This window comes from Shewanella sp. SP1S1-7 (assembly GCF_031932105.1).
GTDB classification, from domain to species: Bacteria; Pseudomonadota; Gammaproteobacteria; order Enterobacterales; family Shewanellaceae; genus Shewanella; species Shewanella baltica.
This window is the reverse complement of the sequence record NZ_JAUOEU010000003.1, coordinates 78,196-97,047: the sequence shown is the minus strand read 5'-3', so window position 1 is coordinate 97,047 and position 18,852 is coordinate 78,196. Positions and strand designations below refer to the sequence as shown.

At 46.4% G+C, this 18,852-nt stretch carries 15 protein-coding genes and 1 riboswitch; of the genes, 7 read left to right on the top strand and 8 right to left on the bottom strand.

Annotated elements, in window-relative coordinates:
* Positions 1-10 precede the first annotated feature (10 nt).
* Complete coding sequence (locus Q4Q49_RS03740) at positions 11-1,225, top strand: hypothetical protein (protein ID WP_311998670.1); 1,215 nt, start codon at positions 11-13, stop codon at positions 1,223-1,225.
* 59 nt (positions 1,226-1,284) lie between these two features.
* On the opposite strand, the gene Q4Q49_RS03735 is transcribed toward Q4Q49_RS03740, so the two are convergent.
* From Q4Q49_RS03735 to Q4Q49_RS03725, 3 genes are all read right to left on the bottom strand, one after another.
* Entirely contained in the window at positions 1,285-3,246 is a 1,962-nt protein-coding gene (locus Q4Q49_RS03735) for a TonB-dependent receptor (RefSeq protein WP_311998669.1), read from the bottom strand.
* Between the two features lie 108 nt (positions 3,247-3,354).
* A riboswitch (cobalamin riboswitch) is annotated at positions 3,355-3,588 on the bottom strand.
* 136 nt (positions 3,589-3,724) lie between these two features.
* Positions 3,725-4,393, bottom strand: coding sequence for a hypothetical protein (locus Q4Q49_RS03730; RefSeq protein ID WP_311998668.1), 669 nt, complete (start codon positions 4,391-4,393; stop codon positions 3,725-3,727).
* 204 nt (positions 4,394-4,597) lie between these two features.
* A complete protein-coding gene (locus tag Q4Q49_RS03725; RefSeq protein ID WP_311998667.1) occupies positions 4,598-6,040 on the bottom strand; it encodes a hypothetical protein in 1,443 nt (480 codons plus the stop codon).
* Positions 6,041-6,274: 234 nt separating this feature from the next.
* On the opposite strand from Q4Q49_RS03725, the gene rihA reads away from it, so the two are divergent.
* The 3 genes from rihA to azu all read left to right on the top strand — a co-directional run bounded on the left by rihA (position 6,275) and on the right by azu (position 8,965).
* Positions 6,275-7,231, top strand: a complete 957-nt coding sequence (gene rihA / locus Q4Q49_RS03720) for a pyrimidine-specific ribonucleoside hydrolase RihA (RefSeq protein ID WP_226058184.1) — start codon at positions 6,275-6,277, stop codon at positions 7,229-7,231.
* A 19-nt stretch (positions 7,232-7,250) separates the two neighbouring features.
* Positions 7,251-8,162 carry a ribokinase gene (gene rbsK, locus Q4Q49_RS03715; protein ID WP_311890202.1) on the top strand — a complete coding sequence of 304 codons (912 nt, stop codon included), beginning with the start codon at positions 7,251-7,253 and terminating at the stop codon, positions 8,160-8,162.
* A gap of 326 nt (positions 8,163-8,488) precedes the next feature.
* Positions 8,489-8,965, top strand: coding sequence for an azurin (gene azu / locus Q4Q49_RS03710; RefSeq protein WP_106651603.1), 477 nt, complete (start codon positions 8,489-8,491; stop codon positions 8,963-8,965).
* A 99-nt stretch (positions 8,966-9,064) separates the two neighbouring features.
* On the opposite strand, the gene Q4Q49_RS03705 is transcribed toward azu, so the two are convergent.
* Entirely contained in the window at positions 9,065-10,249 is a 1,185-nt protein-coding gene (locus Q4Q49_RS03705) for a DUF3103 domain-containing protein (RefSeq protein WP_311998666.1), read from the bottom strand.
* A 380-nt stretch (positions 10,250-10,629) separates the two neighbouring features.
* Positions 10,630-10,932, bottom strand: a complete 303-nt coding sequence (locus Q4Q49_RS03700; protein WP_105250177.1) for a DUF3622 domain-containing protein — start codon at positions 10,930-10,932, stop codon at positions 10,630-10,632.
* 370 nt (positions 10,933-11,302) lie between these two features.
* Here Q4Q49_RS03700 and Q4Q49_RS03695 point away from each other — a divergent pair, with 370 nt between their 5' ends.
* The gene (locus Q4Q49_RS03695; protein WP_311998665.1) at positions 11,303-12,580 is read left to right on the top strand and encodes a glycerophosphodiester phosphodiesterase family protein; all 1,278 of its coding nucleotides are present in this window, start codon (positions 11,303-11,305) and stop codon (positions 12,578-12,580) included.
* A gap of 91 nt (positions 12,581-12,671) precedes the next feature.
* On the opposite strand, the gene Q4Q49_RS03690 is transcribed toward Q4Q49_RS03695, so the two are convergent.
* Together Q4Q49_RS03690 and Q4Q49_RS03685 are read right to left on the bottom strand one after the other, a co-directional pair.
* Positions 12,672-13,238: a phosphoribosyltransferase gene (locus Q4Q49_RS03690; protein ID WP_006080219.1), complete on the bottom strand. Its 567-nt coding sequence runs from the start codon at positions 13,236-13,238 to the stop codon at positions 12,672-12,674.
* Positions 13,239-13,523: 285 nt separating this feature from the next.
* Positions 13,524-15,290 (bottom strand): alkaline phosphatase D family protein, encoded by a 1,767-nt coding sequence (locus Q4Q49_RS03685; protein WP_311998664.1) that lies wholly within the window; start codon positions 15,288-15,290, stop codon positions 13,524-13,526.
* A gap of 255 nt (positions 15,291-15,545) precedes the next feature.
* On the opposite strand from Q4Q49_RS03685, the gene Q4Q49_RS03680 reads away from it, so the two are divergent.
* The gene (locus Q4Q49_RS03680) at positions 15,546-15,971 is read left to right on the top strand and encodes an HPP family protein (protein WP_259214872.1); all 426 of its coding nucleotides are present in this window, start codon (positions 15,546-15,548) and stop codon (positions 15,969-15,971) included.
* 59 nt (positions 15,972-16,030) lie between these two features.
* Here the strand turns inward: Q4Q49_RS03680 and Q4Q49_RS03675 are convergent, their stop codons facing one another.
* On the bottom strand, positions 16,031-17,392 hold the full coding sequence (locus Q4Q49_RS03675) for an MATE family efflux transporter (RefSeq protein ID WP_311998729.1): 1,362 nt from the start codon (positions 17,390-17,392) through the stop codon (positions 16,031-16,033).
* Between the two features lie 533 nt (positions 17,393-17,925).
* Here Q4Q49_RS03675 and Q4Q49_RS03670 point away from each other — a divergent pair.
* Positions 17,926-18,843 (top strand): alpha/beta hydrolase, encoded by a 918-nt coding sequence (locus tag Q4Q49_RS03670; protein ID WP_311989856.1) that lies wholly within the window; start codon positions 17,926-17,928, stop codon positions 18,841-18,843.
* The last annotated feature ends 9 nt before the right edge of the window (positions 18,844-18,852 follow it).

The window sequence follows — 18,852 nt, the reverse complement described above, 5'->3', positions numbered from 1 at the left end:
GGAGAGAAACGTGAGATACAGTAAATTTACCATTGCTTTGTTGTGCTTGTGTGCAAGTAACTCGTACGCCTTAGAGTTGATAACTGCAACTGAAAACCAATCAGTAAACCAAATCGAACAAAAGTTTGATATTGATAACTTGTTAATATCTATTAATGACCGCTTATCTAATCATAAGAAAAGTGAATATGATTATGAATCACTATTAACAAACATCAAAAACGAGAAAGAGCATTATAACAAGGCAATATTGGCATTACCCAATGCCATTTTAACAGAAAGTGACCCGAGTAATTACTTCAAAGAAATCGAAACCTTAGTAAAGAACATTGATTCACTTGAAAAGAAATCGGTCGAAGACGAAGTTAAAAACAAAGAAAACTATCAAGATATATTAAAACAGTACGAAATTGTTAATAGTCAACGAACTCAAAGAAGCGCACAACTTTTTGCATTAAAAAAAGAAATTGTTAATCGTATTATTGCTGAGTTATCTAGTTCTGATAGTGTTAAGTCAGTTGACCTAGAAAGCTCTATGACTTGTTCTAAATTTCAATCTATAAATGATTGTTTAAAAGATACCGAAAAATATACAGTTAAGAACACGATTAATTCAGATCCATTCCTTAGTGATAAAAGTGTGCTGCTATCATACAAGGTTATTGATGCAAGTATGAATATGAATGGTGAACTGCATTATAGAGTTAATATGACGTTTAAACCGTCATATAACAACAAAATAGAATCATTACTCAATGAAAAACTGGGCCTTAAGTCCACTGTGATTACCCTTACGAGTAACGTTGATGCAGACTGGTATGTCGATGGTGCTAAGGTTGGTACAGGTAAGAAAATTTACCCCGAAGTGACCTTAGGTAAGCATGGCATTGTCGCATCATACAAAACCATGAAAAAATCAACCATTGAAACAGTAGAAACCAATGCTATTTTTAACTATAAATTTGGCAAGATAGAAGACAAACCCGCTACTGACAATGAAGAGATTAAAAGTATAGCGAATAAGTCAGCTGCAGAGGAGACCAAGTCTAAACAGACTAAGCCTAAATTAACTATGTATGCAAAAAAAGAAGACAACACATCGAAAGAAGTTAATAATAAAAATGAGATGTCTGCCGATAATAATGATAAAAATAGCTATGAATATTATCTTGGTATTAAACCGCTAAATAAAGAAGAACAAGATAAACAATTTAAGAATAGATAATAGCAAAAGCAGCCTTTATATTCATTTAAAGGCTGCAAAATAGCTTATGTAGTCAGATATTAAAAACGATAACCAAGGGTTAAACGAATATCACGGCCTCGACCAGAGTAATAACTATCACCCCAAAGGCCACCGTAATAACCTGCACTGACATAATCTTTATCGAATAGGTTATCGATACGCAGACTGGCAAGCCAAGCATCACGATTGTAGTTCAAGGCTAAATTACCAAGCACGTAACTAGATAACTTATCGCCTTCGTTACCGTTATTGCCTTCAATAAAACGATCACCCGTGTAGATAGCTTCGGCAAACACCTGGAAATGCTCAGCAAAATCCATGCTGACATAACCGCGCCCTGTGTGTTTTGCCACCCAAGACAGCTCTTTGCCATCATTGATACCGTCAGTAAATTCAGCATCGATATAGTTATACTCTAGCCCGAGCTGCAGCGCTTTAGTCACTTGCCAATCCCAATCGGCACTGGCGCCATAACGACGAGAAGCGTCAGCATTGACGTTCGCACCTTGGAAATCTCCTTTTGGAGGTGTCTCTGCGCTAGGATCGAACACGATTTCATCCTCTAAATCGAGGCGATACAGGTTCACTCGCAGGGTTTGGCTGGCAAGCGTCCAATCCCAACCCGCCTCATAGGAGCGGCCCGTCTGTGGCTTTAAGCCAAACACATCTTTAGGGGTATAAGCTTGCTCATCCACTTTCGCAAAACGGAAGTTTTCATCGCCACGTAGATAGAATCTGTGCTCCGTACTAGGACGGTAGTTTAGGCCAAACTCAAATGCTGTCGCATCTTCATCTAAATCGATACCATTAGGATAAACTTTGCGATCGACTAACTCGTCGGTCACCCGCGCATATCGCCCCCCCACAACATAACTTAGGGTATGACTTAATGGCACAGTGGCTTGTAAGTAAGCACTTTGTGTTTGCTGCACATTACTGCGCGCCATAGTGTCAAAATCAGCCTTACCACGGCTAATGTCTAAACCTGTGACTAGGTTTAGCTCACCTTGACGGGTACTGTAGTTCGCTAACGCTTTAGGACTAAACATCAACAGTGAGCGCGTGTTATGGCTGTTCGCCCCCCAATTAAAAGAAGACACTAAGGTATCGCTATAATCTAAATCCGCTGCTAAAGCCCAATTTTGATTAAGCTGATGCTGGTAACCCGTGCGCGCTGCAGTGGTCATCTCATGGACATATTCGCTGCTCTTGAAAGATTGGCGTGGGTCTTTATTGAACTGTTCTTCTGTCAATGAGCCAGGATTTTCACGGTCATCGTCGTAATAGCTGGTTTCAATAAAGAACGAATCTGTGGCCGTTTTATATTGAATGCGACCTAAAATCGACCCTGTTTCATTGGCATTATGCTTGCGGTAGTTGTCACCTTGGTTATAGCTACCAGTGAAAAAGTAACGCCAATCCTTGTTGATCGCGCCAGACACATCACCGCGACCTTCATAGGTATCAAAGCTGCCGCCGGATAACTGCACGCTACCACCAGTATTTTCAGGGGATTTAGTGACAATATTGATCACGCCGCCTACCGCTTGGTCGCCATAAAGCACACCCGCACTACCCGATAAAATTTCGATGCGCTCGACTTGGTTAAGCGGAATGGCATTAAGACTAGGAGCAGCGATATCGATATTATTGAGGCGACGACCATCAAGTAAAATCAGCGTGTTATTAACGGCAGTGCTGGCGCTAAAGCCACGCATCGCAAAACTAGTACCGATGTTATTATCCGAAATTTGAATACCGCTTTGACCGCGTAAAACCTCAGTCACGCTAGTGGCACCGCTCATTTCAATCGCCGCAGCGTCAATCACATTCACATTCGCGGCAATATTTAACGGGGTATTGTCAGAGCGGCCGATCACGACAAGATGCTCGTCGACTTTCGCTGTGCTGGTATCGTCTGCCGCCATAGCGGGCGCGATAACGGAAAAACTGCAAAGGCTACCGATCAGCAGCGCGATTTTTGTTGGATTTGTTCCCATTTTACCTTTAACTCCTGCAAGGAAAACGGGGCATTAGCGCCACGATACTGTTCATTCAGTAAAAGATACTGACAGTGACTATCGCATTTTGAGATCTGCCCACCGAAATCTCAAAAACACCTTTAGGGCCGGTCTCCGGACTTAGGCTATGTTAATCCGTAAAAATAGAATTAACGCGAGACTGACCTTTAACATTCTGACTATCGGGTTCTGTCTTGAACACACCAATCAAACGCGGTCTTCTCTCACCTTTTACCGTTGCGGGGGCAGTGCCAGAATTTCACTGGCTTCCCGATTATCTCGCGGCTTTCGCACGCAAGCACCTCAGAAGGTTGACTAAAAATTTGATTCATAGGGCACAGCCATCAATAAAACAGCGATACTCCCTTAAGGCTCAGCACATTATAGAGCCTGAGCGCGCGCATTATAGACGTCTATACGGATGAAAGTCCATCAAACTCAAGCGAGCGTCTACGGTCTACTTCAAGGAGAATGGGACTAAAGCGGAGATAAAATCTTGGCTATTATCTGCCTGCAATGGTGGTTTATCGGCAGAAAAAACGGCACCTCGCATCGACTTATGCAGTAGATACAAATCTTTATTGCCACTGACAACCGTATAATAGCCAATTTCCCCTTGAGGAGTTGAAGCATAGGCTTTGGGATTCAGTGGCGTCACACCGTGTAAATTGGGCATGGCTGTACAGCCTAGAATCGCATGAAATCCAGCGTGCCCATCGACTTCAGTGTCACCTAACTTCTGGTACACCACCTCGCCATCACAGGTCGATTTATAGGTCTGGGCCATCGCATCTAAAAAACGCTCAGGGCTAATACTCTCGGCCATATCCTTAAAACCCTGCACGCAAAATAGGGCACTCCACTGGGCTAATGCTTCCTGCTCAGGCACATATTCTGCCATAAACATGCCTGCTTGCTCCTCATGATAAGCCTGCTTCCAGCCCGCAGGCAGATTGAACCCTAATTGCTGACCAAATACCGGCAATACATGGGTATGAGCTGCGCCGCTTTCGCTCCGAGCTATATCTAATGTGGCTTGAACTGGCTCTGAGCCAATTAAGCTGCAGAGTAATAACACACTGGCACCTTGAAACAATCCAATAGGTGAACACAATGCTAATTTCATACTTATCATCCTTGTATCGCACTTATAATTAATACGACATCATGAAATTGAACAGAAAACACCCAGCATTCTAACGAAGAACCTTCGCTGAAAACAGTCAAAAAGTTATATTAACTGCCACTTTAAAAGAAATAATCACTATCACGACTTGAATAACAGGGAAATATCCCGTTTATCAGCACAATAGCGGCAAAGAGGTTAGTGCTATTCACTAAACAACCACATTTTCACTTCAGGTTTAGGCCTTTCCTGACTCAGAATCACCTGCCGTTGCTCTGGCGTTTCGCATTGGGCAACAGGGGTAAAATCCAGCGGCTTTATCACCAACGAATCGGCAGGCGGTACCGGAGATTTAGCGAACATCTCGTTATTCATCGACCAAGAGACCCATTCCCCCTTTTCACTGATCCCGACATACCCCTCACCCGCCCTCGCTAACCAAGTTAATCGTGGAATACGCGCTATGAGCTTCTCGACATTTTCTAGGTTAGCCCTATAGCCTACTGGCACGACTTTGCCGTCAGGACGGGTGAATACAAATGATGCTGAACCTATGGTGATCTTGCTTCCCTCCTGCCAATACCGATTGAGGATATCTTGAGCATAGTGAAAACCATATAGATAGGCGTAGTCACTATCATCGACAAGGATTTGCGGTACGGCATTGTCACGCAGCAACAAAAATCCCGTGCCAACACTGACAATACTGTTCACGCCTTTAATATCCGTTTGTTTGAGCCAATCGATACCACAGTTCGTTTCATTGCCCCAAAAGTGCGCCTCACCCGTTGGACTTAAGATTGCAAAAGCACAGCTATTTGACGTAATACTCGCGACATCCTGTAGCGCACTGCGAATAGGGTAAATATCGCTACTCTGCCCCCAAGTCACGACACTGCCATCCTTTTTCAAAGCGGCATAGGTCCCTTGGGTATACTCAACACGCACAACATCCATTAACTGTGGCAGCAGCTTTTTCATATTGGTTGACCGTTCAACTTGCCCCCAAATCACAGTGCTTCCGTCTTTTTTAAGAGCAGTAAAACCTCGTCCTTCAGCAAAAATATCCACGACATCAAACAGTTTATCCTGCACATGTTGGCTATTGCCGCCTTCGGGCCCATAACCCCAAGTGTGCACTTTTCCACTAGCATCGAGTGCGGCTACCGCCTCACGATTAGCATAGAGTTTAGTGATGTTTGTCATACGGCTTTGCAGGGCTTTGTCGAGGCTCAGTTTCCCTGCACGTCCCCAGTACACCACAGTGCCATCTTCACGTAGTGCGGCAAAACCTTCCTTTATAGGCACGACTTGTTTGACGTGTTTAAGCTCCGCAGCAACTTCACGACTATCGCCTCCACTAAAACTATTACCCCAAGTGACCACATCACCATTGGGGGTGATAGCAGCCACTGCCATATCATTTGTTACAACGGTATTTACTGCGGGTAAATCACAGGGAATATGACGATACTGCGGACTCGGTTTTTCCTTAAATTGGATGAGTTTACCGTTATCAAACTGCAGCAATGACTCGTTATTACTTTCCACTATGGCCATAGGTTGAGGCTCGCTACAGCCAGAGATCTGCATGGCAACCATGCCCGCGAGTAAAGCCTTAGGCCAAGTGATTCGATGAGTGAGCATTACTTATTTCCTTGTATTTGCTTGGAGATGTCATTCAATGTTGTGCAGCAGACAGAGCGAAGATGAAATAACCTAACATCGCCTAATGTCAAAAATGGGCAGAATTCTAGCAGCTTGTTGATAAAAAGACGAAAATGCTCACAGTTTACTCTGCAAGTGCCCTCCACAGGCTAGCGCCTAACTTATGGCATGCTATTCTAAGCATCCAGTACCGCTGTTTAAAGGAGTAACAGTATGACTCGTCACATCATTCTTGATTGCGATCCCGGCCATGACGATGCTATCGCGCTGATCTTAGCCTTAGCTCACCCAGACCTCGTTCCCCTTGCCGTCACGACTAGCGCTGGCAATCAAACCCCAGATAAAACCCTCAACAACGCCCTGCGGATCTTAACCCTGTTAAACCGAGGTGATATCCCAGTCGCAGGCGGTGCCACTAAACCGCTAACACGTGAACTGATTATCGCCGACAATGTTCACGGCGAGACTGGCCTCGATGGCCCAGCATTACCCGAACCGAGCTTCAGTCCACAAGCCATAACAGCCGTTGAACTGATGGCGCAGCAAATCCGCCAAAGCACTCAGCCAGTGACTTTAGTGCCTACTGGGCCGCTGACTAACATCGCCCTTTTACTGGCGAGTCACAGCGAGCTACACCCTAAAATCGAGCGTATTGTGCTAATGGGCGGCGCAGCCGGTGTCGGCAATTGGACGCCTGCCGCCGAGTTTAATATTTTTGTCGATCCCGAAGCCGCCGATATTGTCTTTAAGTCAGGCATTCCCATCACTATGTGCGGGCTCGATGTGACTCATCAAGCGCAAATCATGGATGCAGACATAGAACGGATTCGCGCCATCCCAAATCCAATTGCTCAGTGCGTCGCCGAGTTATTGGATTTCTTTATGATTTACCACAGAGATCCTAAATGGGGCTTTATTGGTGCACCTCTGCACGACCCCTGCACTATCGCTTGGTTGCTCAAACCTGAACTGTTTGAAGCACAAGATTGTTGGGTCGGGATTGAAACCCAAAGCGAGCTGACCTTAGGCATGACAGTGGTTGATCGCTATCAACTCACTGGCAAACCCGCCAATGCGACTGTGCTGTTTGGGCTCGACAGACTCGGTTTTGTCGATTTACTGGTAGACAGTTTACGTGTCTATGATCCAACTTATCTCAATCGCAGATGAAAATAACAGTGAGTTTTCTATGAGCCAGATACTCGTTATCGGCAGTGCGAATGCCGACCATGTGATGAAATTTGAGTACCTGCCCGCAGCAGGGCAAACCTTGATGAGCCGAGACTATCGACTCGAACAGGGAGGTAAAGGAGCCAACCAAGCGGTCGCCTGCGCGCGTTTAGCTAAATCAGGCACCCGCACTGACTTTATCTGCCACCTCGGCCAAGACAGTATCGGCGATGATATGCGTCAAAGCTGGATCAAAGATGGCATCAGTACAGAAGGTATTAGCCAGATAGCGGAGCAGAGTACAGGCACAGCGATGATTTTTATCGGTGACAACGGTGAAAACACCATAGGTGTTGCTGCGGGAGCCAACGCCACTCTTTCACCCGATGACTTAGAAAATCACTATGCTCTGTTTTCCCGTGCTCAATTCCTTTTAATTCAACTAGAAACGCCTGCTGCCACAGTGGCAAAGGCATTACAAATGGCAAAAACCTTTGGCGTGACTACGGTATTAAATCCCGCCCCAGCGACCGCCCTTGGCCACGATGTACTCAAATGGGTTGATGTGATTACGCCTAATGAGACTGAAGCAGAAGCTTTAACTGGCGTTGAAATTAACCATCTCGATGATGCTCAAATGGCTGCGCAGCTTCTGCACCAGCAAGGTGTAGGAATTGTAGTGATTACTTTAGGCAGTCGCGGCGCATATATCAGCAGCCCAGGTTTTACCGGGCTAGTGCCCGCACTTGAAGTGCAAGCCATAGACACAGTCGCTGCAGGGGATACCTTCAACGGCGCCTTAGTCGTCGGCTTGAGTGAAGGCATGTCAATTGCTGCCGCCGTGGGATTTGCCAATGCGGCCAGTGCCATTACAGTGACTCGCCAAGGCGCACAACGTGCTATTCCCTATCGACAGGAGCTTTCGTACTAAAAAAGCAAGCGACTTTGAGTTAGACGCCCTGAGTCCGCCTATCTAAATTATCACTTATAAATCATAGCTATAAATCAAATTCATTAATGATAATCCGCGAGTATTTAGTTGGTTCCAGCTCAGTACTCGCTCGTCTATGTTTACCGCTAGCGATTTTGCCGTTACAGAATTTTGCAGTCACAGAGAATGCAGTACTCAAACGAAAGTTGCATATACATAATTTACACGCTGATTTCATTCCCATTTAATGAAGATTGCTTATTCTGGTAGGCGCATGTCCGAGTCAAAAGGACTCGGCTACCCTTGTTCAACTAAGGAAGTACCAGATGAAAGCAAAAAGCACAGCTTTACGTAACGTGACCAGCACTAGCCTAATCGGCCTAGGATTATTATTCGCTAGCCAAGCGAGTGCCAACGAATGTGAACTGAAAATTGCCGCCACTGATGCAATGCAATTTGACACTAAAGAGCTGTCAGTACCTGCAAGCTGTAAAGAAGTGACCTTAACCTTAACCCACACAGGCACTTTGCCAAAAGCAGCTATGGGCCATAACTGGGTACTAACTAAGGCAGCCGATATGTCAGCCGTCGCAACTGAAGGTATGAGTGCCGGTCCTGATGCAGCCTATGTTAAAGCGGGTGATACTCGCGTTATCGCTCACACGCCATTAGTGGGCGGCGGCGAATCAACATCTATTACTTTTAGCACTGCTGGCATGAGCGCTACCGAAGCTTACCAATTCTTCTGCAGCTTCCCAGGTCACTGGGCGATTATGCAAGGTAGTTTCAAGCTAAAAGCTTAAGGTGAATGGCTTAGCCTAAAGTTAAGTGATAAAAACACAAAAGCGGATCTTAGGATCCGCTTTTACATTCCAGCCATTGCATTTAGCCGCAATAATTCATCAGGGCCTTGGTTGGATAACTAATGGCGCAAAGCTCGTCATCGCATTACCGTTAGCCCCGTTCAAGTTAGGATATTCAACCCCTTCCTGTAAAGTGTAATACACGTCGACAAAGTCATCGTCATTGGTGAACCAAGCATCCGGCATCACACTTAAAATACCATTGGTGATTTGCGGGATCAGCGCATAACCCTGAGCTTCAGGATCGGGGATCGACTTTAAGATCTGCTCCGCCGCTTCCAACAACTTAGTGGCCAACACTTTATAGTTAGTACCATCGTCATGCTCCATTAGGATCATGTCCGCAGCCGCCCAACGATAACGCTCCCAATGGATGATGATTTGATTCGGATAATAGGTCGTATCCGCATAATCTAAATAGGGCATTTCGACGATATCGAGCACAGGCTCTTCACGGCTCGGGTCAATCCCTGTCACTATGCCGTAAATCTCGGCACGACCAGAAATCCACGGCTCATGGTCATCCTTCAAGGATATTTGTTTGATCACTGTGGTTGAAATAGGCTTGTCTGCCACCGCCTGTGTTTGCGCACGGCTCAGTAGCACGCCATCTTTTTTCGCCGATTGTGCTTCGGCAAATGTCGCCCGCATCACCTCTAAGCCAGCCACAAAGGCTTTTTTACTATCGATGCCGACCACAAACACCGGCTGCTGCGGTAGGTTATACACGTCTAATTGATGAACTTGTCCATGAATATCAAAGGCTTCAATATAATCCCACTGACGCTCGTCACCATCGGGCTCATAGGCAAATAAAGGCGACTCACCTTGCTGCCATGGGGTTAACATGGTTTCATCTGCTAGACGCACTTGCACCAGAGAATCTGCTTTGGCACTTAAGCCCTTCACTCGGCGAATCGACGCATCGGCTTGGGTAATCACATTATCATTGAGCCTATGTTGAGACAGAATCTCATCGGCATTCACTGCCAACTGATACTGGTTTATTTCAGTCTGTAAGATAGGCGCAAGCTGCGCATATTGATGACTTAAATCTAACGCTAATGCCCGCTTAGTATTAGTTAACTGAGCTTGTGCACCCAAAGTCGAATCCTTTAACGACGCTTGTAGTAAGCGTAACGCCTCTCCATCTAAGGCTTGGCCATAACTCAGGGTTGCCGAAGCCGACAAACACAGCAATAAACTGGATTGAAGTAGTTTCATAGGAGTTCCCTTACCTTAATAAAGTTAAACGTGCGTTCGAATTACTTACATATGAGCACAGAGCAGCATCTAAGTAAATCAAATGATAATAGTTATCGTTAATTATTAATGGTATAGAGTACGTAATCTCGGCTAAATACGATAAAAACATGCTAATGACAGCATCAACAGATCAGTCCAGCCGAACAGTGTGTATGAAGATAAACGAGGAAATAGGATGAAATGAATTGATATGCACAGTTTCGCGAGCGACAAAAACACAAAAGGCAGATCTTAAGATCTGCCTTTTGCTGTTCATCGCCAGAGTGACGTTTCAGAACGCTTTGAACGCTCCCTTACGATCACACTGGCTTGATAAGACAAGGTTAAACGAATGAGTGTTACTCTTCGTCGAAATCATCTTCATCAAGATCTTCGGCATCAGTAGCCGCTTCAGCCGCTAATGCTGCGGCTAATTTTGCTTTAGCTTGTTTCTCTGAGCGACGTTTATTGCGCTCAGTTAACGTGCCTAAAAACACTTGTAATTCAGTTAAGCCCCAAGCTTGCGCTTCGGCTTCAGTCGCAAAGCCATCGTGGCTCTTAGACACAACTGTTTTAGTTGATGTCATGCGACGAGTGATTTCAGTTTTCCAACCGTTGTCGCCCTGTGTCACGCGAAAATCGTATTTTTTGCCCTTGCTCATTCTGCTCTATTTCCTAAATGATGCTTGTCACGTTTGTCTTATCAAGCGAACCAAACGCTCATCATAAAACAAAAGGAGCGCAGTGTACTTGATTTCGGCCCAGAAAGATCGCCCAGATGAAAATATTCATGCCAGTTTCATCGACTCGCCCAGTGGAGTCAATTCTCAAGTCTAAAACAACACTGCGCATATATCCCGCTCATCCTCTGTCTATGGCTGTTCATCGCAAGCTAGCGTGCTTTAGATAATCGTCGTGCAAACGGTATATATTCTTGTTTATGTCATAAAAATAGGCTTTTTTAGTCACATTAACACTTTAGAGTTTCTGATTAATATTAATAATTTACATCATTACTCATAGGTAAATCTGATGAAACTACGCCCTATTTCGTCGCTCTCACTCGGCCTGTTAATTGCCACCAGCGCTTTATTAGCTGGTTGCAATAGTGACGATAACAACACAGAAGTCACGCCACCTGCCAGCAAACCTGTTCCGGCTCAAGTGGGAGAAAGACCTTTATTCCTCGTGCGTCAAATGCAAGACAGCACACTTAAAACCCGCTTAGAACAATGCACCACTGACAATTTTTATCGCAGCGAGTTTTCCATCGGCCACCGTGGCGCACCAATGCAATTCCCTGAGCATACAAAGGAATCCTACCAAGCGGCTATCGATTCGGGCGCTGGCATAGTTGAATGTGATGTCACCTTCACCGCCGATAAAGCCTTAGTGTGCCGCCACTCACAGTGCGATCTTGCCAGCACGACCAACATTTTAGCCGTGCCTGAACTGGCCAATAAATGTTCGAGCCCATTCACTCCGGCTGATGCCGCCAATGGCGTCAGCGCATCGGCGACCTGTTGCACCAGCGATATCACCCTCGCCGAATTTAAAACCCTCAAGGGTAAGATGGAAGGCAGCAATCCTAAAGCGACCATTGCGGCCGAATTCATCAATGGCACTCCAAGCTGGCGCACCGATCTCTACGCTGGCAATGGCACCTTGATGACCCACGCCGAAAGTATTGAAATGTTTAAAAAAGCTGGTGTGAAGATGACGCCAGAGCTCAAAGCCGCCAGCGTATCTATGCCATTCGATGGTTTTACTCAGCAGGATTACGCGCAAAAAATGTTAGATGAATACACGGCGGCAGGCGTCGATGCTTCGCAAGTATTCCCTCAATCATTTATCTTAGATGACATCAAATATTGGGTCGCCAACGCACCTGAGTTTGCGAAACAAGCCGTATTTCTCGATGACAGATACGATTATAACAGCGCTTTCGATCCGCAAAACTCTGCCACTTGGTCACCATCAATGGCAGATTTGAAAACCCAAGGCGTCGAAATTATTGCGCCGCCACTCTGGGTTTTAGTCGCCTTAGATGCGGATAAGAAAATAATTCCTTCGGAATACGCTAAGGCCGCCAAAGGCGCTGGGCTTAAGATCATCACTTGGTCGCTGGAACGTTCTGGATTATTAAAAAATGGTGGCGGCTTTTATTATCAAAGCATTACCGAAGCCATAGATAACGAAGGCGATACCTTTGAATTACTCGATGTGTTAGCTAAAGATGTCGGTGTGATTGGAGTATTCTCCGACTGGCCCGCCACTGTGACTTACTATGCGAACTGTATGGATTTATAAGTCGTCGATATAGAAAACAAAAAATGCGTTAACGATTAATCGTTAACGCATTTTTTATTGCGAAAATAGTCTATATCTCGCCGCGAGCAAGCTATTTAAACAGGTGCTGGATATTCTTTAAATCGCCCTTACCTTCGGCAATTTCTTCCGGCGTTAAACCTGTGACTTCATGCGGGAACACTAACCAGTCTTCAGAGGCATGGATGTAATAGTCAGGCTTTAAAGGCACGGCGGTATTTTTTGGCTTGTAATAAGGGCAAGCGATACGGATATCAGTTGGCATATTCAGGCGCATCAACTGACCGAGTTTTTCTTTTAATGCATGGATACTGCGACCAGAGTCAAACACGTCATCCACAATCAATAAACCGTCGCTAGCGTTCGCATTTTCAACGATGTAATGCAGGCCGTGAACTTTGATTTCTTTGCTTTGCTTATCAGTGCCAATCCCATAATAGGAAGAAGTACGCACGGCAATGTGATCGGTTTCTACTTGTTTAAAGTCGAAAAATTCCTGTACCGCGATCCCGATTGGAGCGCCGCCACGCCAAATACCCACGATAAACTGCGGACGAAAGCCACTCTCATACACTTGCGAAGCTAATAAAAATGAATCTTCCAGCAATTGCTGCGCGGTAACAAAATACTTTTCTGACATGACACAGTCCCCATCACATTGATTTTATTCTTAGGTCGTTAAAGCTTATGACCCCTGTAAGGTCTGTTCGGCGGGTAAAGGTTCCCAAAACACTAAAACAGCTTTGCCTTAGCAAGTGTAGGCAGCCGCCGAATTTTGGGAGCGAATTTTATACCAAAAAAATGCGATGTGCTGCAGTAATAGTAAGAACTTGCGTGACAACAGACATTTATTTTGTCTTTTTAGGCAAAAAGCAACAAAAAGGCCACCCTAAGGTGGCCTAAAAACAGCGAATAAATACCTGCGTTAAACGATAGGCGTAATCACATGCTCGCCCACTTTTGCCTTGGCGCTATAACCACGTGCCGTTGCCGCTTGGAAATCCTTCGACAGAATGGTATCCACATAATGCCAGTCGCTGCGCACCTCATCAGCGGTGAAAGTGAGCGTCATAAAGCCGCGATCTCTTAAGTTAGCGTACTTAAGATCTGGCACTAACTCGACGATCGCCGCCTCAGTCGCAGGGATCTGCTCAGCGGGCAGATTCAAATAGTACTCAAGACCTGGTGAAGACACTGAGCTGGTCGCAAACTCCACCCCAACGGTATCGCCATTCACATCTTTAAGCTCGTTAGCCCAGGCATTATGGGTATCGCCCGCGATCACGACTAGGTTGAGGTTTTTCGATTTAGCCGTACCTAAAATCACCTCACGCTCATAGGCGTAACCGTCCCAAGCATCTAAGTTGTATGGAATGGCAGGTAATTGCAGCAGTGCGATAACTTCTGGGGTTAATAAGGCTTGATTAGCCTGAAGATATTGTAACTCTTGGGCGGTCAGCGTGGGATCATTTGCCGCCGCACGCGCTGCTAACTTAGCTAACGCACCTAACATGGCATATTGGGGAATGCTCATCTGCTGAGTCGCAATCGCCGCCGGCAATGACATCTTGCCCATCAAAATCTGTTGCCCTAACACCTGCCACTTGCCCGTTGCTTGCAGCAGAGTGCCCTGCAGCCATAACAATTGCGTCAAACCCAGCATAGTGCGAGTGGTCGAAGTCACATCGGCAAGGAAACGCTCGCCCGCAAACGAACCCGTAGTCGGATCCATATAATCGGCATAATCGAGCTGTTTATCACGGGCCAATACACGGGTATCGAGCATGTGCAGATCGACGAGATTGCCGTAACTGAAGCTGCGGTAAATCTCTTCATGGTTCCCTTCGCGCCATGGACGAATAGGCAACCATTCGAAATAAGCTTGCAGTGCCGCTTCTTTGCGGACGGCAAAATCGCCTTCGCCTTCGTTATGATTCTCGGCGCCATCACGCCAAGTATCGTTGGCTACTTCGTGGTCATCCCAAACTGTGATAAAAGGCACTTTCGCGTGTAACTTTTGCAGACTCGCATCGGTATGATACTGGCCATAACGGGTGCGATAATCGCCCAATGTCAGCAACTCAGTGGCCGGTAAGACTTCACGGCCAAGCTCTACAGCATGCTCACTGGCATAACCGCCACGGGCATATTCATAGATGTAATCGCCTAAATGCACCACGGCATCTAAGTCATCCTGCGCCGCCGCTAATTCATAGACGTTAAAGTATCCGGCTGGAAAGTTCGCACAGGACATCACCGCCAGTTTGACAGAACTCACATCGCCCTCAGGCAGCGTGCGGGTTTTACCCACGGCTGAGGTTTTGTCACCAGTCATAAAGCGGTAAAAGTAGTTTTGGCCAGCACGTAAACCGCGGGCATCAATCTTAACCGTGTAGTCACGGCTTGCATTAGTGACCATCTCACCCGTGGTCACTAATTGACTAAAGGCCGCATCGCTTGCCACTTGCCAGCTCACTTTTACATCACCCTCAGATTCAGGCGTGACACGGGTCCAAAGGATCACAGCGTCAATCGCCGGATCGCCACTGGCAATTCCATGTAAAAATTGTGCAGGTACAGAATTATCATCATTACTATCACTACAGCCCATCAAGCCGTAAGAGATCACAGCAACGCCAACACCTTTGGCCGACATAGCCAAAAAGTCACGACGAGTTACGGTACGATTCATTATTATTATTCCTTGTTAGAAAAGGCTTCACTGGTATGAGGTCTAATGAGACCCCGATTGTGAGACATCACTGTTACACATTTGTGACATCTTTGTCAGCCTTTTATGATTTCTATCAATTCAAATACTTATACTGAATGGCGTACTTTATTTAAGCAGGGCTGGCGCAGCGAACAAGGAAGCTGCTAACATCGGTGCAGGCTAACGCAGCGTGTTAAATGCACGCCTAAGAATGGCAAGAAAAGGAATTTAACAATGAAAGTCAGCGATATTATGAGTGATCAAGTCATCTGCATCAGTGATGGCGCCAGTTTGAAAGATGCCCACCATCTGATGCAAACCCGTGGCGTACGCCACTTACCTGTGATTTCTGAAATTGATGGCACCCTCGTTGGCGTACTCACCCATAAAAAGATGATCGCCAGCGTGATGACAATGTTGAACAAATACGGCCAAGGCGCGCTCGAGCGCAAAGAACGATACACGCCGATCACAACTGTGATGGACCAAGACTTTCAGCATCTTACCGCCGACGAGCCTTTAACTGTAGTGGTGGAATATTTTATCGAAAACAAACTCGGCTGCTTGCCCGTCGTCGATGTCGATAAAAAGGTACTCGGTATCGTCACGTCATCGGACTTTATCAAGCTGTGTCGTACCCTGCTGCAACAGCAAAGTTAAGCTTATCAAACAAAAAGCGCAGCCAATGTTTGCTGCGCTTCCAATTCACCTCACCAAAACTACACTGCAGTCACAGCGGGTATTCGAGTAAAACGTTGCCAACGGCACGAGCGCCAGCGGTATACCATAATCAGGCCGCGTATCCACTCATCGGCGGCAACGGCAAGCCAAGCGGCGAGTACGCCATAGCCTAAGTGAAGGCCAAAGAACCAAGCCAATAATACCCCTATGCCCCACATGCTAAAGAGGCCAACCCGCACGGGGAACGCCACATCACCCGCCCCTTTTAATGCCGAAATAATCACCAGATTAAACACCCGCCCTGTTTCAAGCGCGATAGAACCTGCCAGTAATAACGCCGTCAGTTGGATGACTTCCTCGTTCTCACTTAACCAGCCAACAATAGTGAATCGCTGCCAGTAGAAGACTAAGACTATCGCCAGCGAAGCGATAAAACCCACCAGACAGTAACGTTGCACTCTCACAGTGATTTCATCGAACCATTGTTTGCCGACATAGTATCCGGTCTGAATTTGCGTCGCCTGCCCGAGCGCCACCGCAAAACAATAAATAAACCGGCTGATGTTTAATCCATAGGTATAAGCCGTGAGCGATAAAGTCCCCATCTGACTGATAAAATAGATGATTGTCATCTGCGCCACATTGTAAGACAGCATCTCACCGGCATTGAGTAGGCCGATACGCATCACGCTCCAATAGGTGCTGCGCGGTAATAATTTAAGCCGTTGCAGTGGCAGCGGGATCTTTTTATAGCGGATCACCATCAGCATGATCACAGCGCCGATGATCTGGCTGGTGACGGTGGAAATTGCCACCCCTGTTACCCCATAAACAGGCAAGTCAAAGGGAGAATACAGGGCAATATAGTTACCGATGACGTTCATCAAGCCTGTGCTTGAAGTGACTAACATGGCCGAGCGGGTAAAGCCGTAACTCCTTAAAATCGCGGCAAAAGCAATGTTCATGACCAAGCCTATGCTCAAGCTGCCGCAAATCACTAAGTAGTCATATCCAAAGCCTGCCACATCGTGTTCAAGCGCAAATAGGCCGATAATCCCCTTAGCGCCGAAGAACATAGAGGCGCCCATGATCAAGGCGAGTCCTAAACTCAATGCGACACTTGCCACCCCGATATCGACAGCCTGCTGCGACTGGCCTGCGCCATTGTTCTGGCTAATCAAAATGCTCGCACCTGTGCTCACCATCATCGACATAACCATCATGAAGAACATCAGCTGAGTCGTGAGTCCCACCGCCGCTACCGCGTTATCGGAATAATGGCTGAGCATAAAAATGTCGCTGATCCCAAGCAGTGATTGCAGCAAGGTCTCGACAAAAATCGGCCAAGTGAGGGCGACTATGCTCATGCGTTGTTGCAATGTTTTGGGTGCTTTAGCCACGGAGAATTCCTGCAAATAGAGTACGGATAACGATGTGAGCGCTGGCTCAATGTGTCGCTCAAACGGCATCTTGGCAACCTATATTTTAGCCAAGATACTGAAAGCAACTTTCACAAATAGACATCAAAGTGCTATCGAACGCACAATCAGGCGGAAATCTAAGCGCATCCAGCCTAAGGGTCAATTGAATTGGTAATTTTCTTACAAGTCGCCATACAACTCAATCTGTATTAATGAAAATATGCCGACTGCAACCGTATTCATTACTACGTTAATGGCAGAGCTAAAAACAGGACTCATCACAGTGTGTGAATTTAGGCTAACAAGCATCTAATTAATGAGTACAGAGCCAGAGTGCGCACAACAATCTGAGCAAAAACAAATTGAGCAAAAATAGTTACTGGCAGAAATCATGTCAATGCTGCTAATCCGCTATTGCTTCTCATCACTGCGGCTACCAATTCCGTTAAGCTGCCGATAAACTCAGCCCATTGCAGAACTGCTAAGCACACTGAACATCGAGGAAAGATTAAATGAGCCAACTCTATTTAGAAGATGGAATTAAACAATTGGTTAGCGAGTTTATCGCAGCGGGTTGCCCATCGGTGCGAGAGCAAACCATTGAGCAACGTAGGCAAGGTTATATCGCCAGCACGGTACTCGCAGGTGAAGCGGAAGACGTGTTCGAGGTGCGCGCAGTTTCCATCGATGGCGCAGAATTAACCCTGTTCAAACCCTCGGCGGCAAACGATTTACCCGTTGTCATTTACTACCATGGCGGCTGTTTTGTCAGTGGCGGCGTTGAAACCCACAATCAACAACTGCGTAAACTTGCTAATGATGCTGGCGCACTGGTGATTGCGGTGAGCTATCGTCTCGCCCCTGAACATGTTTACCCCGCTGCCCACGACGATGCCTGCCATGCCGCCGAGGTCATATATGCGCATTGCCAACAATGGGGTGGCGATAAGGACAAGATTACCCTGATGGGCGACAGCGCCGGCGGCCATTTAGCCCTAGTCACTTGCCTACGTTTAAAAGCCAAAGGGCAATGGTTGCCACAAAAACAAGTGCTTATCTATCCAATGCTCGATGCCACTGCTAAAAGCCAAAGCTATAGCGACAATGGCGAGAAATATATTATTACCCGCGATACCTTACTCACTGGATTTGATCTGTATTTAGATTGGCACCCCAGAACCGATGCCGAAGCCAGTCCGCTGCGAAGCACTGACCTAGCGGGACTGCCCGAAACCCATATCATCACAGCTGAATTTGATCCGCTCGTCGATGAAGGAGAACAGCTATTTAGGCATCTATTAGAGGCTGGCGTGAATGCCCACTGCCGCCGCTATCTTGGGGTGATCCATGGATTCTTCCAACTCTCGGGAGTGAGCCGCTCCGCAAGGGATGCCATGGTGCAAGTGAGCAATATAGTGAAGACAGCCTAACGTCATCCT

What these genes read in the sequence shown, in the direction of transcription:
- Q4Q49_RS03735 (WP_311998669.1), bottom strand. Translation starts at nt 3,246, where the DNA reads ATGGGAACAAATCCAACAAAAATCGCGCTGCTGATCGGTAGCCTTTGC.
- rbsK (WP_311890202.1), top strand. Translation starts at nt 7,251, where the DNA reads ATGAGCCAGATACTCGTTATCGGCAGTGCGAATGCCGACCATGTGATG.
- azu (WP_106651603.1), top strand. Translation starts at nt 8,489, where the DNA reads ATGAAAGCAAAAAGCACAGCTTTACGTAACGTGACCAGCACTAGCCTA.
- Q4Q49_RS03695 (WP_311998665.1), top strand. Translation starts at nt 11,303, where the DNA reads ATGAAACTACGCCCTATTTCGTCGCTCTCACTCGGCCTGTTAATTGCC.
- Q4Q49_RS03690 (WP_006080219.1), bottom strand. Translation starts at nt 13,238, where the DNA reads ATGTCAGAAAAGTATTTTGTTACCGCGCAGCAATTGCTGGAAGATTCA.
- Q4Q49_RS03685 (WP_311998664.1), bottom strand. Translation starts at nt 15,290, where the DNA reads ATGAATCGTACCGTAACTCGTCGTGACTTTTTGGCTATGTCGGCCAAA.
- Q4Q49_RS03725 (WP_311998667.1), bottom strand. Translation starts at nt 6,040, where the DNA reads ATGCTCACTCATCGAATCACTTGGCCTAAGGCTTTACTCGCGGGCATG.
- Q4Q49_RS03705 (WP_311998666.1), bottom strand. Translation starts at nt 10,249, where the DNA reads ATGAAACTACTTCAATCCAGTTTATTGCTGTGTTTGTCGGCTTCGGCA.
- rihA (WP_226058184.1), top strand. Translation starts at nt 6,275, where the DNA reads ATGACTCGTCACATCATTCTTGATTGCGATCCCGGCCATGACGATGCT.
- Q4Q49_RS03680 (WP_259214872.1), top strand. Translation starts at nt 15,546, where the DNA reads ATGAAAGTCAGCGATATTATGAGTGATCAAGTCATCTGCATCAGTGAT.
- Q4Q49_RS03730 (WP_311998668.1), bottom strand. Translation starts at nt 4,393, where the DNA reads ATGAAATTAGCATTGTGTTCACCTATTGGATTGTTTCAAGGTGCCAGT.
- Q4Q49_RS03700 (WP_105250177.1), bottom strand. Translation starts at nt 10,932, where the DNA reads ATGAGCAAGGGCAAAAAATACGATTTTCGCGTGACACAGGGCGACAAC.
- Q4Q49_RS03670 (WP_311989856.1), top strand. Translation starts at nt 17,926, where the DNA reads ATGAGCCAACTCTATTTAGAAGATGGAATTAAACAATTGGTTAGCGAG.